Source organism: Marivita sp., from assembly GCF_051251565.1.
Classification (GTDB): Bacteria; Pseudomonadota; Alphaproteobacteria; order Rhodobacterales; family Rhodobacteraceae; genus Marivita.
The window spans coordinates 22007-39388 of record NZ_JBPOFB010000002.1 but is presented as its reverse complement, the minus strand read 5'-3'; the positions used below and the strand labels follow the sequence as shown (position 1 = coordinate 39388).

Annotated in this window: 14 protein-coding genes; 9 read left to right on the top strand and 5 right to left on the bottom strand. The window is 58.5% G+C overall.

Going from position 1 to position 17382, the window contains the following annotated elements; all coding sequences use genetic code 11:
- Positions 1–2 precede the first annotated feature (2 nt).
- From ACSHXH_RS02705 to ACSHXH_RS02690, 4 genes are all read right to left on the bottom strand, one after another.
- Positions 3–1007: an ABC transporter permease gene (locus ACSHXH_RS02705; protein ID WP_435670221.1), complete on the bottom strand. Its 1005-nt coding sequence runs from the start codon at positions 1005–1007 to the stop codon at positions 3–5.
- A 119-nt stretch (positions 1008–1126) separates the two neighbouring features.
- Entirely contained in the window at positions 1127–3166 is a 2040-nt protein-coding gene (locus tag ACSHXH_RS02700; RefSeq protein ID WP_435670220.1) for an ABC transporter substrate-binding protein, read from the bottom strand.
- 234 nt (positions 3167–3400) lie between these two features.
- Positions 3401–4927, bottom strand: coding sequence for a sulfatase-like hydrolase/transferase (locus tag ACSHXH_RS02695; protein ID WP_435670219.1), 1527 nt, complete (start codon positions 4925–4927; stop codon positions 3401–3403).
- Between the two features lie 72 nt (positions 4928–4999).
- On the bottom strand, positions 5000–5875 hold the full coding sequence (locus tag ACSHXH_RS02690) for a LysR substrate-binding domain-containing protein (protein WP_435670218.1): 876 nt from the start codon (positions 5873–5875) through the stop codon (positions 5000–5002).
- Positions 5876–5945: 70 nt separating this feature from the next.
- Between ACSHXH_RS02690 and ACSHXH_RS02685 the strand changes: the two genes are divergently transcribed.
- From ACSHXH_RS02685 to ACSHXH_RS02660, 6 genes are read left to right on the top strand one after another with little or no spacing between them, the layout of a single operon-like run.
- On the top strand, positions 5946–7178 hold the full coding sequence (locus tag ACSHXH_RS02685; RefSeq protein WP_435670217.1) for a 2-aminoethylphosphonate--pyruvate transaminase: 1233 nt from the start codon (positions 5946–5948) through the stop codon (positions 7176–7178).
- A gap of 10 nt (positions 7179–7188) precedes the next feature.
- Entirely contained in the window at positions 7189–8448 is a 1260-nt protein-coding gene (phnA, locus tag ACSHXH_RS02680; protein ID WP_435670216.1) for a phosphonoacetate hydrolase, read from the top strand.
- Entirely contained in the window at positions 8445–9887 is a 1443-nt protein-coding gene (phnY, locus tag ACSHXH_RS02675) for a phosphonoacetaldehyde dehydrogenase (protein ID WP_435670215.1), read from the top strand. The genes phnA and phnY overlap by 4 nt, the downstream gene beginning before the upstream one ends.
- Positions 9875–11230, top strand: a complete 1356-nt coding sequence (pbfA, locus tag ACSHXH_RS02670; RefSeq protein WP_435670214.1) for a (R)-1-hydroxy-2-aminoethylphosphonate ammonia-lyase — start codon at positions 9875–9877, stop codon at positions 11228–11230. The genes phnY and pbfA overlap by 13 nt, the downstream gene beginning before the upstream one ends.
- Positions 11227–12054 (top strand): EamA family transporter, encoded by an 828-nt coding sequence (locus tag ACSHXH_RS02665; protein WP_435670213.1) that lies wholly within the window; start codon positions 11227–11229, stop codon positions 12052–12054. Before pbfA ends, ACSHXH_RS02665 begins: the two co-directional genes overlap by 4 nt.
- Before the next feature lie 14 nt (positions 12055–12068).
- Positions 12069–13730 (top strand): Na/Pi cotransporter family protein, encoded by a 1662-nt coding sequence (locus tag ACSHXH_RS02660; RefSeq protein ID WP_435670212.1) that lies wholly within the window; start codon positions 12069–12071, stop codon positions 13728–13730.
- Here the strand turns inward: ACSHXH_RS02660 and ACSHXH_RS02655 are convergent.
- Positions 13722–14591, bottom strand: a complete 870-nt coding sequence (locus ACSHXH_RS02655; RefSeq protein WP_435670211.1) for a MurR/RpiR family transcriptional regulator — start codon at positions 14589–14591, stop codon at positions 13722–13724. The two genes, ACSHXH_RS02660 and ACSHXH_RS02655, sit on opposite strands and share 9 nt — an antisense overlap.
- A 95-nt stretch (positions 14592–14686) precedes the next feature.
- Here ACSHXH_RS02655 and ACSHXH_RS02650 point away from each other — a divergent pair, with 95 nt between their 5' ends.
- From ACSHXH_RS02650 to ACSHXH_RS02640, 3 genes are read left to right on the top strand one after another with little or no spacing between them, the layout of a single operon-like run.
- Positions 14687–15466, top strand: a complete 780-nt coding sequence (locus ACSHXH_RS02650) for an N-formylglutamate amidohydrolase (protein WP_435670210.1) — start codon at positions 14687–14689, stop codon at positions 15464–15466.
- Complete coding sequence (locus ACSHXH_RS02645) at positions 15463–16044, top strand: TRAP transporter small permease subunit (protein WP_435670209.1); 582 nt, start codon at positions 15463–15465, stop codon at positions 16042–16044. Before ACSHXH_RS02650 ends, ACSHXH_RS02645 begins: the two co-directional genes overlap by 4 nt.
- Entirely contained in the window at positions 16044–17369 is a 1326-nt protein-coding gene (locus ACSHXH_RS02640) for a TRAP transporter large permease (RefSeq protein ID WP_435670208.1), read from the top strand. Before ACSHXH_RS02645 ends, ACSHXH_RS02640 begins: the two co-directional genes overlap by 1 nt.
- Positions 17370–17382: the final 13 nt, after the last annotated feature.

Genomic DNA, 17382 nt, shown 5'->3' with positions numbered 1-17382 from the left:
CATCACCTCACAATGCTTTTGCGAACGCGCGGATCAAGCACCGCCAAAAGTACGTCCGTCAGGAAGTTGAGCGTCACGATGGACGCGGTCAGAAGGAAGATGATCGCGCCTGCTAGCTGCTGATCATTCGACCGCGCGAGCGCTTCAATCAGCAACGCGCCCGCCTCGGTCAGTGTCAGGATCAGCGCGACGATAGGCAGTTCGTTGAAGATACGGTTGAGGTCAAAGCCAAGGCTGTTCACGATCGGGCCCAGCGCATGCCGCGCCGGGTAGTTCCACAAGAGCTTGCGCCCATGCACTCCGCGCGCGGATGCAGCCGTCACATAGAGTTTGCCAATCTCGTCCGACATAAGCGCCCGCACCGTTTGCAAGGCAAACGCCGTCGCGGACCAGCCCAGAATGAAGATCGGCAACCACGCGTTGCTCAACAGGTCCAAAACCCTGTCGAAACTCCAATCCGCATCCCGGTATTCCGCCGAAAACAACCCAGTGAGCGTGTCCCCGAAATACACGGTTGAGAACAACATGATCATCAACGCCAACAAGAAGTTCGGCAGCGCGAGGCCCAGATAGCTGAACAGACGCAGCGAGTTATTGAGAACCGCATTGTCCGACGCTGCCGCGATGATGCCAACCGGCAGCGCAATCGCATAGGCCAGCATCAGCGATGCAAGGCACAAACCAAGAGAAATCCAGAACTTGTCGCCCAAAAGCTGTGCAATGTTCACCCGCAGGATGCAGCTATCGCCAAATTCGCCTTGGAACGCGTTCACGATCCATTTGCCCCACCGCTCCAAGAACGGACGGTCCAGGCCAAGCCGGATGCGTTCATTGTCGATATCGGCGGCGGAAATGCCAGAGCCCTGGGTGTTCTTGAACGCCAGATATCGTTCGGCGCAATCGCCCGGCACAAGCTCCATGAGCGAGAACACAACCAGTGACACGATAATCAGCGTGATCATCGCCAGAACTGCGCGTGTCGCCACAAAGCGCGCAAAATTAAACATGAAGCTGGCCCCTGCTGTGCGTCTGCGCCCCCGGTTGACCCGGCGTGTTCATCAGACTGCGGTCGTTTCTAAATGGTGACACGGGCGACAAGACGCGCCCGTGTCGATGCCGAATGGCCTTATTCGTCCAACCACCACTGCGTGGCACGGTACGGATAGGTCCGGTAGTATTCGTAGGACCACGTCTTGAACTCGGTGAAGTTCTTGAGGTTGTTGCTCGCATAGACTGGCTCGGGCGCTTTGACGGTCCCGATCATCACCAAATTGCTCACAAAGTTCTCAACCAGACCGGCACCAAGCGCGTCTGCCTCGGCAGAGCCCGGAGTTGCGGACTGGAAAGCGTCGATATCGGCGGCTAGCTTTTTAGCGTATTCCGGCGGCTCAATGCCCGATGCACCATTTGTGTCCAGCCATTCACCCCAAAGCATCCCAGTGCGGTGTTCAAAATAGGTGCCAAACGGTGGGCGGAAGAAGGTGTTCAAGCCCAGATGGATCGCCAAAGGCGCCCCGTACTGCCACAGGCCAACATCCAATTTGTTCGACGATTGCGCCGACCGGTATTCGTCTGGCGTGACTTCCTTGACCTGCGTCTGAACGCCAACATCGGCCCAGTTCTGGCCAACAAGTTCGACCACACGGCCAGCGATACCCTGTGTCGAGAACTGCATGTTGAGCGTCATTTCATCGCCGTTGGGCAATTCGCGGAACCCGTCACCATTGGTGTCGACCATACCGATCTCGTCCAGAAGCGCCTTGGCGGTATCAGGATCGAATTCTGCCTTGTAGGTTCCCCACTTCGGATCAACAAAGGACGGTTCCGGGTTGAACGGAGCAACCTGACCCGGTGTCCCCTGACCAAAATACGCGATCTCGTTCAGCTCATCACGGTTGATGGCAATGGACATCGCTTCACGGAAGCGCAGGTCATTGAACACCGCGCGCTTGGCTTCGTCCTCGGATGTCATGTTAAAGCTGAAGGCAGGCATGCTGACCGTCGGCGTCAACTGGATCGAGTAGTTGCCACTTTCCTGATTTTCCAAAAGCAGCGGCGCGGATTCAAGACGCACGGACTGCGATTTATAATCCACTTCGCCGTTCACCAGCTTGAGGATGCGCACTTCGTTATCGTTGATATACAGCTCGTCTTGGGTCGAGATGTAAGGAAGCTGCTGACCCGTGGGGTCGACCTGGTGGAAATAGGGGTTGGCAACCAGCGTCCGGCCTTCGGTCGTATCAGTGATGTAGATATGCGACTCGAGCGTGGGGACCGTTGCCTTGGGCAGACCGTCAACGATTTCGGACCGCGACAGCATAGGCGACGGCGTGTCCGTCCAATCCGAGTTGCCGTAATACGCAAGGATCGCATCATAGCCATTTTCAAAGCCAAGGCTCTGGGCAAAGCTGTCGGCATCCGGGTTGATGTCCGGGTGGAACTGACCCAGGAAATGCTTTGGCTGGAAACCTTGCGCATAAGACGTCGCAAAGTGAACCAACAAGCCGGGCTTGGGCGCGGGAAGGTTGAAGATCACCGTGACATCGTCGGGTGTTTCGACGGTCATCGTCTCGCCGCCGACTGTCACGTAGTCACGCACCTGTTCAAAAATGTTCGTATCAAGCATGATATTGTCATGCCAGAACGCCACGTCGGCGCTGGTAAACGGCGCACCGTCGGACCACTTGTGGCCTTCGCGCAGGGTGAATGTCAGCTGCGTGTAATCGTCATTCCAAGACCACGACTTTGCAATGTTCGGAACGATGGTTTGCAAATCGTCCGAATACCGCACGAGGTTGACGTGACGCACGGACAGAAAATCCGACGTTCCGGCTTCGGTCGCGTTGGACAGGACGTTCAGTTCGCCGCCGTATTGACCAACACTGTCATAAGGCACAACAACCAGCGGTTCTGCCGGAATACGCTCTGCCAAAGGCGGGAGGTCCGGGTTGCCCTTGATCTGCGCATTCAGCGCCTCGATTTCGGGATTGGCCGAGAATTCCATCGTGCAACCGGCAGCATCCTGAAAAGCGCTCAGCTCAAATTGCTGGGGGAATTCACCCGCAGCAACGCCCTGCATATCGGCGACCGTGATTGCGGGGCAGTTGGCAAACGCGGCCGCCGGCAGTGCAATCAGGGCAACACCTGAGAGTAAAAGTCGTTTCATTATATCTCCTGTTGGTTCCAAGTGGTGAACGGGGGCTGTTCCCCCTTATTGTCCCGGCACATGATTTGTCCGGTCATCTCGGGTGTCCTTGAGGTCGCGCAGGGCCGATGGCAGCATTGGTCGCGCGCAGGACAAAACTCTGGCGTAGCGTCTCCTTCGTAACGTCAGCCCGCGAATGAACAGCCGGGCTTTGTATCACTGGCAACCATGACAGATCCGTGACAGCAGACTGGATCACAAAGCCACCTTCACGCCGTCTTCGGTAATTAAGGTCCGTGAAAACGTGCCATCGGTGTTAACCATACGATGGCAAAGCAATTCCTGCATCAAATCAAGCATTGTCTGCGCATATGCTGAATTATTAGCCAGATTACCGGCCTCAATGCCCTTGGAAGCATCCATGAGGACAGGCGGAAGTCCCCCGGCGAACTGAACGAATCGCATCGGCCCTTTGCGCAGAACCGCCAGATTCGCGGCATCAATCGGCAGAGCATGGTCCGTTTGCCAAAGGGTGGGCGTGATCGGATCTCCGAAATCAAGCTCAGACACAGAGACCTGACGCCACTCCTCAGGCGTCGTGCCATTCAGGAAGGGTCGCAGACTTCGCCCATCCATGGAATGGGGTGCCACCAGGCCAAGGCAATCCAGGATGGTTGGCGTGACATCAATGGATTCCGTCGGCACGGTGACAACCGTTCCGCGTTCGTTGGCATTCGGATCACGAATGATCAGCGGCACATGAAAGGCGGCGTCGTGAAACGTCATCTTGCCCCAAAGCCCGTAATCCCCGAGCAGTTCGCCATGATCGGCGGTCAAAACGATCAGCGTGTTGTCGTATTGGCCACTGTCCTTGAGCCACGCCATCACCCGCCCGATATGATGATCAACTTCGGCCGCCAGCCCAAAATAGAGCTTCCGGATCATCCGCGTGTTGTCATCGGTCTTGGCAAGATCGGGAAACCCGATCACGGTCGACGCCACGTTGCTCTTGCACCGCGCAGTCGCAACATAGGGGTGCCAATCCGGGTCATCCGACTGACGCGCAGACGGCATATCCGCGTCATCATACATCGCGTTGTAGGGGGCGGGGGCGACAAACGGGGGATGCGGGCGGATATAGGTCAGCATCGCAAGCCACCCGTCCGGACGCCCGTCCAATTCTGCCAAGGTCCGATCCGTCAGAAACGCCGTATCGCTATGCTCTGCTGCATAAAGCGCAGGTGAATCCGGTGTGTCGCCAACGGGGCGGTACATCTCGGGATAGGGCGGGACGTCATAGCCATGAGACCGCAGATGCGTCTCCCATTCGCTGGAATCTCCCTCCATCCGCATGCGCACAACTTCGGTAAAACCGGGGGCAAGTTCCTCATAGGAAAACAGACGCGGATCATCTGGCGGCAGGAACCGGGGATCATGAGACGTGTCGGTGTAGCCAAACAAGATCGGGTCATACCCGCCGTCCCGTGCCACCGTGGCCAGGTTCGGCACATCCCGTCTAAGCGGCGTCCCATTACGCCGCGCCCCATGGTTCGACGCGTATTGCGCTGTCAAAAGCGATACGCGGGACGGCCCACAAGGCGATGTGACGGAATGATGGTTCCGAAAAGACACAGCATCGCCTGCAAATGCCCGAATGTTCGGAAGATCAAGATGGGCTGCAAGCGCGCCAAACACGCAGTCTGCGCGCAACTGGTCGATCACGATGAAGAGCGTATTCAGTTTGGATTTTGACACGGCATTTCCCAGGACTGAAAGGATCATGCCAAGCGCGATTTATATGTAAAGACAGGAGTTTGATATAATTCCATAGGCCAAGCCTATAGCACCTCACCTCTAGCCCACCGCGTCCAACGATTTCTGGACCGCTTTGACAAAGCCTCGGATCAACGGCACGTCCCGACGTGCAGACAATGTGACCAACGATTCCGACATGCCGATATCGACATCGCTGAACGGAATAGCCCTAAGCCGCCGGTCATGTCCGAACTCGGCCTCGCTGATAAACCCGATCCCTGCACCCGAGGCCACAACTTCGCGCATCGCCTCGCGGCCTTCGACTTCAATCGACGCAACAAGGTCGATCTTGAGCCGCGCCGCCTCTTCTTCGACCTGCCCGCGCGTGCGCGACCCCTCCTCGCGGTAAATGAGCGGATATTGCGCCAGATCCCGAAACCGCAGGGATCGTGTGTCTTTGGGCAAATACTCCTTGGCAACAAGCCCAAGGATCGGCGTACGCCCTAGATCAACGCTGTCCAGATCTGAGGCCGATATGGAATTGCCCACCACCCCGATTTCCGCCTCGTAGTTTCGTAAACGGCGCAACAGGTCTTCGGTATTGCCAGTGCGAATGGTGACGAACACATCTGGGCTGGATTCTCGAAACCTGCGCACTGCATCTGTAATATGCATTGCGGAATCCGCCATAATCCGCAGATGTCCAGAAAGGGCCAAACGGTTTTCATCGAACAACGCGCCAATCCGTTCTTCAACTTCGAACATCTCGCTGGTGAGACGGAACAGTGCCTCGCCCGCATCTGTCATCCGCACCTGCCGCGCCTCGCGGGTGAATAAAAGCACATCGTGCCGCTGTTCAAGCTGGCGCACCTGATCGGACACCGAAGGCTGCGACACGTTGAGCGCCCGCGCCGCGCGGGAAAACCCGCCATGCAGGGCAACATGGTGAAACGCACGCAATTGGCTATAGCGCATGGGACCTCCGCAGGGTGTGGCTTCGATATAGGTATATCTTATCAATCAATAGAGAACAAAGATTTTACATATGTCAGTTGCCACCGCATATCAGGTGGAACAACAGCACTGGATCTGCGCCATGTCTGAAACGCCCCTGCCAGAACCCGAACTCGGGGAACCGTATCTTCTGACCCCTGGCCCGCTGACCACGTCCTATGCGGTCAAGCAGGCCATGCTCAAAGACTGGGGCAGCTGGGACGATGATTTCCGCGCCATGACCCGCGACATGCGCAACCGTTTGTTGGCTCTGATCGGCGATGGTGCACCTGACTACGATTGCGTGCCGATCCAAGGCTCGGGCAGTTATTGTGTTGAGGCGATGCTGGGAAGTTTCGTGCCACGTGAGGGCAAGGTACTGGTGCTGGCCAACGGCGCTTATGGCCTGCGCGCGGCGCAAACGCTTGGCTATCTCGGGCGCGAATGTCATCTGCTCGACAAGGGCGATTACCTGCCTCCGCGCGGGGAAGAGGTTGCTGCAATCCTCGCCAATGATTCCACCATCACCCACGTTCTTGCGATCCATTGCGAAACCTCCAGTGGCATCCTGAACCCGATTGAGGAAATCGCAGAGGCCGTGCAAAAAGCAGGCAGAAAACTCTTGATTGACTCTATGTCGGCCTTTGGCGCTCTCCCACTCGACCCTATCAAACTCAATTGCGCCGCGTTCGTTTCGTCCGCCAACAAATGCATAGAAGGCGTACCCGGCTTCGGCTTTGTCATCGCCTGTAAAGACGAAATCGCAACGTCCAAAGGCAACTCGCATTCCCTGTCGCTCGACGTGCATGCGCAATGGGCGGCACTGGAAAAAACCGGCCAGTGGCGCTTTACGCCGCCCACCCATGTGGTTGCCGCCTTTCTCACCGCGCTGAATTTGCACGAGGCCGAAGGCGGCGTTCCTGCCCGTGGCGCGCGCTACACCAAAAACCGCGATGTCATGGTGCAAGGCATGCGCGATCTGGGGTTCGAGACTCTCTTGGCCGACCGCTGGCTCAGCCCGATCATCGTGACCTTTTTCTGCCCGGCCGATCCGAACTTTACCTTCCAAGGCTTTTATGACGCCATGAAGGCGCGCGGCTTTATCATCTACCCCGGAAAGTTGACTGTCGTGGACAGCTTTCGCATCGGGGTGATTGGCCAGATGGATGAACACGTCATGCGCCGCGTGGTGGACGCCGCGCGCGATGCCCTGACCGATATGAACGTCCAAACCGCGGCACCCCCCATCGCTGCCTTGGAAGAACGCAAGAAACTCGCCGCCTGAAGGAACCGACATGCAAATGAACACGCCCGTGATTGCCAATGATCGCACCTACCCAATACCAGAGACCTGCGCGATTGCGATCTGTCTGGACGGGTGCGAACCCGAATACCTTGAGGTTGCGATTGCCGAAGGCCTGATGCCGACCCTCAAGCGCATCCGCGAAACCGGGACAGCCCGTCTGGCCCATTCGGTGATCCCGTCCTTCACCAACCCAAACAATATGTCCATCGCCACAGGTCGCCCGCCTTCGGTGCACGGCATCTGCGGCAACTTCCTCTATGACCCGGACACGGGCGAGGAAGTCATGATGAACGACGTGCGCTTCCTGCGCGCACCGACGATATTTTCTAAGTTCTACGAGGCAGGTGCCCGCGTTGCTGTTGTGACCGCCAAGGACAAACTGCGCGCATTGCTCGGTGCAGGCCTAAAGTTCGACGAAGACCGCGCCATCGCGTTCTCGACCGAAAAGTCCGACACCACCACCAAGGCTGAACATGGGATTGAGAACGCCTGCGCCTGGATGGGCCTGCCAGTGCCAGAGGTCTATTCGTCAGAACTCAGCGAATTTGTCTTTGCCGCCGGCGTGAAACTGCTGAAAGAGTGGAAGCCAGACGTGATGTATCTGTCCACAACCGACTACATCCAGCACAAGTTTGCCCCGAACGAAAAGGGTGCGAAAGACTTCTACGCGATGTTCGACAAGTACCTGACCGAACTGGATGCTATGGGCGCGGCCATCGTCGTCACCGCCGATCACGGCATGAAACCCAAGCATGACGCAAACGGTGATCCAGCGGTGATCTACGTCCAAGACTTGCTGGACGAATGGCTGGGCGAGGCCGCCGCGCGGGTGATCCTGCCGATCACCGATCCCTACGTGGTGCACCACGGCGCGCTGGGCGCGTTTGCAACGGCCTACCTGCCCGAAGGCGCGGATCAGGCCGACATCATCACCCGCCTCTCTGCCCTGCCAGAAATGCTCGAAGTGGTGGATAAAGCCACGGCTGTGCAAAAATACGACCTGCCCGCAGACCGCATCGGTGACATCGTCATGATCTCGACCGAGAACATGACCATCGGCACCTCCGCCCATCGCCATGATCTTGCCGCGCTCAAGGAACCGCTGCGGTCGCATGGCGGCCTGACCGAACAGGAAGTCCCGTTCATCGTAAACCGCGTGATTGATTTGCCAAACGCACCGATATTGCGCAATTTCGATGCGTTCTTCTACGCCACAACAGCTGCCGCTCTGGAAGAGGTCGACGCATGACCGACATCCGTCACGAGACGATGCGCATTGGTGGCGAAATGGTCGATACCGATGCGCGCCTCGAAGTCCGCTACCCGTACACCAACGAGGTGATCGGCACCGTCCCTATGGGAACCGCCGAACACGCCCGCAAAGCGTTCGAGATTGCGGCAAATTATCAGTCCAAACTCACCCGCTACGAGCGCAGCCAGATCCTGCAAAAGGCGGGGGAGCTGATCGGCGAGCGCCGCGATTACCTTGCCAAGTGGCTGGTGCTGGAACTGGGCATCTGCCACCAGCATGCCATTTACGAGACCAAGCGCGCGCAGGACGTCTACCAATTTGCTGCCGCCGAAGCGCTCAAGGACGATGGCGAGATTTTCTCGTGTGACCTGACCCATAACGGCAAGGCACGCAAAATCTTCACCATGCGCGAACCCGTGGGTGCGATCAGCGCCATCACCCCGTTCAACCATCCGCTGAACATGGTCAGCCACAAGATCGCGCCGTCGATTGCGACCAACAACTGCATGGTGTGCAAGCCGACCGAACTGACCCCACTTACGGCTCTAACACTGGCGGATATTCTCTATGAGGCAGGCCTGCCACCTGAGATGTTCCAGGTGGTCACAGGCATGCCCGCCGATATCGGCGACGAGATGATCACCAATGAACATATCGACATCATCACCTTCACTGGCGGCGTGCCAGTGGGCAAACTCATAGCCTCAAAAGCCGGTTACAAACGCACGGCGCTCGAACTCGGCGGCAACGATCCCCTGATCATCTGCAACGATCTGACTGACGCTGACCTCGACAAAGCCGCGACCATCGCTGTGGCCGGGGCCACAGGCAATTCCGGCCAACGCTGCACCGCGATCAAGCGCATTCTTGTGCAGGAAAGTGTCGCCGACAGATTCGTGCCGCTGGTGGTCGAGAAGGCCAAGAAGATCAAATTCGGCGACCCGCAGGATCCTGAAACCGAGCTTGGCTGCGTAATCCATGCACAAGCCGCAGAGCTGTTCGAAAAGCGCGTCTACATGGCTGCCGACCAAGGCGCAAACATCCTCTACCATCCCGAACGCAAAGGCGCGCTCCTCCCGCCTATAGTGGTCGATAACGTCCCCCACGACAGCGAACTGGTGATGGAGGAAACCTTCGGCCCCATCATCCCCATCGTGCGCGTGCCCGACGACGACGCAGAGGTGATGCGCATCTCCAACAGTACCGATTTCGGTCTCAGCTCTGGCGTCTGCACCAACGATCTGAACCGCGCGATTGCCTATATCAACGGCCTCAACGTCGGCACCTGCAACATCTGGGAACAGCCCGGCTACCGGATCGAGATGTCCCCCTTCGGCGGCATCAAGGATAGCGGCAATGGCGTCAAAGAAGGCGTCATCGAAGCGATGAAGTTCTTCACCAACGTCAAAACCTACAGCCTGCCGTGGCCGGGGTGATCCGCCACACCGAAAGCGAAGCCAACACAAGCGCCGCGCGGGCCGATTGGTCCGCGCGCGAGACGCATAATGAGACGCGCGACCTGCTCGCCCGCGATGCGAACGCCTTCCTGCACCAGTCGCTGTCCTCACCCTGCCTCAGCACCATCGCCAAGGCCGAAGGCATCTGGATCGAAGACACCTCTGGCCGCCGCTTCATGGATTTCCACGGCAATTCCGTGCACCATATCGGATACGGCCACCCGCGCCTTGTGCAGGCGGTGAAAGATCAGATCGACGCGTTGCCCTTTTCGCCCCGCCGCTTCACCAATGATGTGTCCGTCACGCTGGCCGAACGCCTTGGCACACTCGCCCCCGGCAACCTGAACAAAGTCCTTTTCACCACAGGCGGATCAGACGCGGTTGAAGTGGCACTCCGACTTGCCCGTGCCGCCACCGGTCGATTTAAAACCATCAGCTTTTGGGACGCGTTTCATGGAGCAGGGTTTGGCGCGTCCAGCGTCGGCGGCGAAGCGACCTTCCGCAGTCACATTGCTGGTCCGCTTCTGCCCGGCGCAGAACACGTCGCACCCTTCCACTGCTACCACTGCGCCTACGGCCATCCGGGCCCGGAAACCTGCGCCCTCGCCTGCGCCAAGATGGTCGAATACGCCCTTGAGCGCGAAGGCGATGTCGCTGCCGTTATCGCCGAACCCATGCGCGCCGTTCCTGTCGTGCCTCCGCCGGGCTACTGGCAAGCGGTGCAAAACGCCTGCCACAAACAGGGCGCGCTGCTCATCATGGACGAGATCCCAACAGGCCTTGGCAAAACCGGCAAGATGTTCGCGTTTGATCATGACGACATCACCCCCGACATCGTGGTGCTGGGCAAAGCGCTTGGCGGCGGGATGCTGCCCATTGCGGCCATCCTTGCGCATGAACGTTTGAACGTGGCAGGCGATTTCGCCATCGGTCACTACACACACGAAAAGAACCCCATGACAGCGCGGGCCGCACTGACAACGCTGGACATCATAGAAGACGAAGGGCTGGTCGACCGCGCGGCCAGCCTCGGCACGCATGCCCAAGACCGCCTGAAAAGCGCGCTTCAAGACCACCCAAATGTCGGTGACATTCGCGGGCGTGGCCTGATGTTTGGCGTCGAGATCGTGACCGACAAAGAAAGCCGCACGCCCGATCCAGACCGGGCAGAACGCATTTACTACACCTGTCTCGACCACGGTCTCAGCTTCAAGATCAGCGCGGGCAATGTCTTGACTCTGTCGCCTCCGCTGGTCATCGACAAACAAGACCTCGACGCAGCGCTCACCGTCGTCATCGACGCCATCAAGGCCCAAGGGTGACCACTGCCGTTCTTGCCATCGTCCTTCTTGCCGCGCTGTTGCATGCGCTGTGGAACGCGTTGGTCAAGGCGTCTGGCGACCGGGCGATTACGTTGGGGTTGGTGGCCACCGGGCATTGCGTGCCAGCGTTGCTGCTGTTGCCGTTTGTCCCTGTACCAGTTGCCCAGGCGTTTCCGTTCATCATCGCGTCAACCGTGATCCACTGGGCCTATTACTATTTCCTCAATGTCTCGTATCGCTTCGGCGATCTGTCTCTGATCTATCCCATCGCCCGCGGCACAGCGCCGGTGATGGTGGCGCTGGGCGCAATGGTGTGGGCCGATGAATATCTGTCACTCTGGGCATGGATCGGGATTCTGACGGTCTCTGCCGGGATCATGATCTTGGCCGCCGTGCGCTATGCCGACAAGCGCGGGATCGGCGCTGCGCTGCTGACATCGGGCATCATCGCCGCCTATTCCATCGTGGACGGGATCGGCATTCGCCTGTCCGGCACCCCCATCGGCTATGTGGTCTGGCTCTTTGCCGCCGAGATCTGCGTGGCCGTGTTTGTCCTCGCCTCGCGCTTCGATCGGGCCCGCGCGATCAGCAGCAAAGCGCTGACCCTCGGGCTGGCAGGCGGCGTGATCTCGGGCCTAGCCTACGGATTGGCACTTTTTGCCAAGACACTGGCCCCCATCGGCATCGTGTCCGCCGTGCGCGAAACATCTGTCATCTTCGCAGCCCTGATCGGCGTGTTCTGGTTGGGCGAAGGCCCGGCACAGCGCCGCCTCTTGGCCGCAACCATCGTCGCCTGCGGGGTTGTGATCCTCTCGCTGTCCTGAAAACCTGAAACATCATGCAAATCCTGATCTTCCTTCTACATCTCTCTGGCGCGGTTCTGTTGCTGCTTTTTGCCGTGCGCATGGTACGCACCGGAATTGAACGCGCCTTTGGCCCGCGGCTGCACCGCGCAATTGGCCGGCCGCGTGGCACGATCACGATGATGGCGTCAGGGCTCCTGATGGCGATGGTGCTGCAAAGCTCGGCTGCGGTGACGCTTCTGGTTGCAGGGTTTGCAGGCACAGGAGGACTGACCTTTGCATCAGGACTTGCGTTGGTTCTGGGCGGAGATCTGGGGTCAGCACTGCTGATCATGCTGCTGTCTTTCCCACTTCAGGAATTGGTGCCTGCGCTTCTTGCGATCGGGGGGCTGCTTTTCCTGAAATCGCAGACACGGAATTGGAAGCAAGTGGGGCGCATCCTTGTTGGCGTTGCGTTGATCCTGATTGCCCTGCGCTATCTGCGCGAAGCGGTCGAGCCAGTGCGCGACAGCGCCATTCTGCCTGCCCTTGCCGGGTATTTCGAACGCGATTTTGTGACCGCATTTCTCACTGGGGCGGCGCTTGCCTTTGTCATGCACAGCTCGGTTGCCACGATCCTGATGACCGTGACGGTGGTTGGCATCGGCGCACTGCCATTGGCGGCGGGGATATCGCTGGTGCTCGGGGCAAATCTTGGGTCAGCAGTGATCCCGGTCTGGCTCACCCGTCGGGCCGTTCCAGTGGTGCGGCGCATTCCGCTGGCCAATCTGATTCTGCGCGGCATCGCGGCGCTGATCGCGGCAACCGCGATTGACAGGTTCGGACTGCCTACCGCCCTTCCTCCGATGGGGGACGATGCCATGCTCGTCGCGGTACATATCGGCTTTAACACGCTGGTCCTAACACTCATCTTGTTGGCCAAACCGCTGAACACCGCGCTATTGCGGCTTGTGCCGGACGTGCAAGCGCCACATGTGGCCGCACCATTGCACAGGTCACACCTTGATCCGGGCAGCACAGACACTCCGGTGCGTGCCTTGGCCTGCCTGCGCCGCGAGGTGATCCGCATGGCCGATGTGCTGTCCGAAATGCTGGCCCCGGTGATGGACCTTTACCAGAAATACGATCGCGATCAGGCCCGCGCACTGACCGCAGAAGATCAAGTGTTGAACACCGCATTGGACGACATCCGACTCTTTGCCACCGAACTGCCACATCATGCGATGCAGAAATCGGAAAAGCGCGAATTGCGCGCGCTGGTGGATTACGCCATCGCGCTTGAGGCGGCAGGTGATCTGCTGGTCAAACGGCTCTTGCCACTGGCGCAAGAGAAATCGGACCAGGGCATTTCTTTCTCAAAGGAAGGCTTTGCCGAACTGTCCACGATTTACGCAAGGCTGTGCCAGAACCTCGAAACCGCGTCGAGCGTGCTGATCAGCAACGATCTTGTCGGCGCGCGACAACTGCTTGAGGAAAAGACCGAAATGGCACGGCTTGAACGCAAGACCCGCAAGGAGCACCTCAAACGCCTAAGCGCGGGTGTGCCCGAAAGCTTTGCCTCCAGCGATGTGCATATCGAAACTGCGTATACGCTCAAGGAAATGCATTCCTGGATCGTGACCGTTGCTCATCCGATCCTGCTGCGCGAAGGGCAATTGTTGGACAGTCGGCTTGCAGACGATGTGCCGTCAGGTTGACTTTCGGAAGATGCGGGTAGACCGGAACATATCCTCCAACGCCTCAATCCGTTCCTGCGCAGTATCCGACACCCTTGTCTGAACCTCAGCAATTAGGGCTTCGATCACAAGGTTGATGGCCAGCGTCGAATCCCAACTTGAGGGCACTTCGATCATCGCGTTGACCACATGGTCAGCCAGACGCGCAATCGGCGACCCCCATTGGTCGGTGAACAAAATAATCGCCGCCTCGCGTTCCTTGGCCAGTTCGGCCAGCCGTTCCAAATCACGCTCATAGCGCCGGATGTCGAACAGGATCAGAACCGACGCTTGGTCCATGTCGAGAATGTATTGCGGCCAAACATTGGGTGACGCCCCCAAAAGGGTCACACCGGGGCGGATGATCTGAAGATGGTTATAGAAGTAGTCCGCATTGGACCGCGTGATCCGCCCCCCAGACAGGTAGACTGGCCGTTGACGATCGGCCAGAACCCCGGCAATTGCATCAAGCGTTCCCGGCTCCAGCCGGTCGATGGTGCGGCTTAGATTGTCAAACACAGCTTCGGCAAACGCCTTGAATGCGGCCGATCCCGGTTTTGCATCGCCCCACCCTTCGCGCTTGCGGATTGGGGTTTTGAACTGCGCCGACGCCTCATCGCGCATGGCGGCCTGCAATTCCGGAAATCCGTCAAACCCAAGCTTGCGTGCCAAGCGGATCACCGTTGGCGTGGACACACCCGCCGCCTCTGCGACACGCGTGATAGATTGCAAGCCACCCACAGGATAATCACGCATCAGAATGCTGGACAATTGCCGTTCCGCCGGGGTGAGCGCACCGGCCTGATCGTGCAGACGGTCCTTGACCGAAAGAGGTTTTGCCATGCTTTGACGCCTTTTGTAGCAATCGTTACAGCTTTACCAAAGTTAGTAAAATAATCAACGGAATTTTCTTGACAGTGCACGGGCCGACAACCCTAATGACCCTCGTGAACAAACCGACGCAACATACGATTCTGACCGGTGCCGAAGGCCCCGCTGCCGAGGTGATCAACCCAGGCGGGTTAGCGCCAGTTTGCCTTGTCTGCGAACATGCCAGCGCATTTATTCCCGCGTCTTTGGACCAACTAGGCGTCGCCCCGGACCACCGGCAAAGCCACGCCGCGTGGGATCTTGGTGGGCGTGATCTGGCCGTGGCCCTGTCGCACGCGCTTGATGCGCCGCTGGTGGCCTCACGGGTTTCCCGATTGGTCTATGACTGCAACCGCCCGCCCAGCGCGCCGGGTGCCATTCCCACCAAATCCGAAGTGATTGACGTGCCCGGCAATGCCAGCCTAACCGATGCGCAACGCGCCGCCCGCGTAACGGATGTGTATGACCCGTTCCGCACCCTCCTGCGCGACACGTTGGACGGGTTCACGACCCCCCCCGCCATTGTCACCATCCACACCTTCACGCCCCTGTGGTTTGGAGAACCGCGAAAGGTTGAACTTGGCCTGCTGCACGACACCGACGACCGGCTGGCACAAGCGATGCTGGCCCATGCGCCCGGCGATCTGGATGCGCGCCTGAACGCACCCTATTCCGTCACCGATGGTGTCACCCACACGCTACGCGAACACGCAATCCCGCGGGGGCTTCAAAACGTAATGATCGAGGTGCGCAACGATCTGGTCGCAGATCCGGCTGGGGTCACACGCTTTGCGAATGTACTACGCACCATGCTCCGCAGTGCCTTGGCGGAAAAGGTGCCGTCATGATCCGCGCGCTTCAAGCATATGTTGGCGTCATTGACCCGTTCAACCGCATGATCGGGCGTATCGTGATGTACGGCATCTTCGTGATGATGGGCATTCTGCTCTGGTCATCATTGACCAAGGTGTTTTTCCTCCCCTCGCTCTGGACGCTGGAAATGGCGCAGTTTGCGATGGTTGCCTATTACATCCTTGGTGGCCCCTATTCGATCCAGATGGGATCAAACGTGCGGATGGACCTGATCTATGGCGAGATGTCAGACCGCCGCAAAGCCGCGATCGACACGATGACAGTGATCTTCCTGCTGATCTATCTGGGCTTCCTGCTGTATGGCGGCATCGCGTCAACCGCCTATTCCTTTGGCTATTTCGGGTCTGAACCCATTGGTTTTTTCACAGGTCTGGTCACCGGAAGCGAAGAAATCGGCTTTATGGAACGCAGCCCAACCGCATGGCGCCCCTATCTTTGGCCAATCAAGACCATCATGGTGATCGGCATTTTCCTGATGATCCTGCAAGTGCTCTGCGAATTGGCCAAAGATATCCTGCGGCTCAAGGGACATGACATGGGGGCCAAGGTCTGATGCCGTATGAAATGATTGCGGCGCTCATGTTTTCGACCATGATGCTGATGCTTCTGACGGGGCAACGCGTGTTTGGCGCCATCGGCTTTGTCGCGGTGGTCGCGGCCTTCTTCCTCTGGGGGGATCGCGGAGGGTTCGATCTGGGCTTCTCGGCGGCGATGAAGCTGATGAAGTGGTATCCGCTTCTGACCCTGCCGATGTTCATCTTTATGGGGTACGTCCTGTCCGAAAGCCGCATCGCGGATGACCTCTACAAGATGTTCCACGTCTGGATGGGTGGCCTGTCGGGTGGTCTGGCCGTGGGCACCATTGGCCTGATGGTTCTGATCTCGGCCATGAACGGTCTCAGCGTGGCAGGCATGGCCATTGGCGCGACCATCGCGCTGCCCGAACTGCTAAGGCGCGGATATGACAAACGGATGGTGACGGGTGTCATACAAGCGGGGTCATCGCTTGGCATCCTTGTGCCCCCATCTGTCGTGCTTGTCCTTTATGCCATGATTGCGCGTCAACCAGTGGGCCAGCTCTGGCTTGCAGGAGTGATCCCCGGCCTGATGATGGCGACCATGTTCGTCCTCTACATCGTGATCCGCTGCAAGATGAACCCAGCGCTTGGCCCGATCCTGCCCGCCGCCGAACGCGACCTTCCCCGCGCCGAAAAAATGCGTCTGCTGCGTGCGGGCCTGCTACCCTTGGCAATCTTCTTCATCATGATGGTGCCGTTCATCAACGGCTGGACATCGCTTGTCGAAAGCTCGGCCATCGGCGCTCTGGCCGCGTTTGGGGCAGCAGTCCTCAAAGGCCGCATGACCCGCGACGTGTTCGAGAACTCGGTCAGAAAAACCCTTGGCATCTCGTGTATGTTCATGTGGATCATCCTCGCCGCCCTCGCCTTTGGCGCGGTGTTTGACGGCCTTGGCGCGGTCAAGGCGATCGACAACCTGTTCACCGAACAACTGGGCCTGTCACCTTGGGTGATCCTGATCCTGATGCAGCTGAGCTTCATCATCATGGGCACGTTTCTGGACGACACCGCGATGCTGGTCATTGTTGCGCCGCTTTACGTCCCACTCGTCGGCGCGCTGGGCTTTGATCTGATCTGGTACGGGATTCTTTACACGATCACGACGCAGATCGCCTATATGACACCGCCCTTCGGCTACAACCTGTTCCTGATGCGCGCCATGGCCCCGCCCGAAATCAGCCTCAAGGACATCTATGTCTCCATCATCCCCTTCGTATTGGTGATGATCGCAGCCCTCGCCCTTGTGATGCTCTTTCCACAGATCGCCCTTTGGCTTCCGGAATACGTATACGGCAAATAACAACAATCAAGAC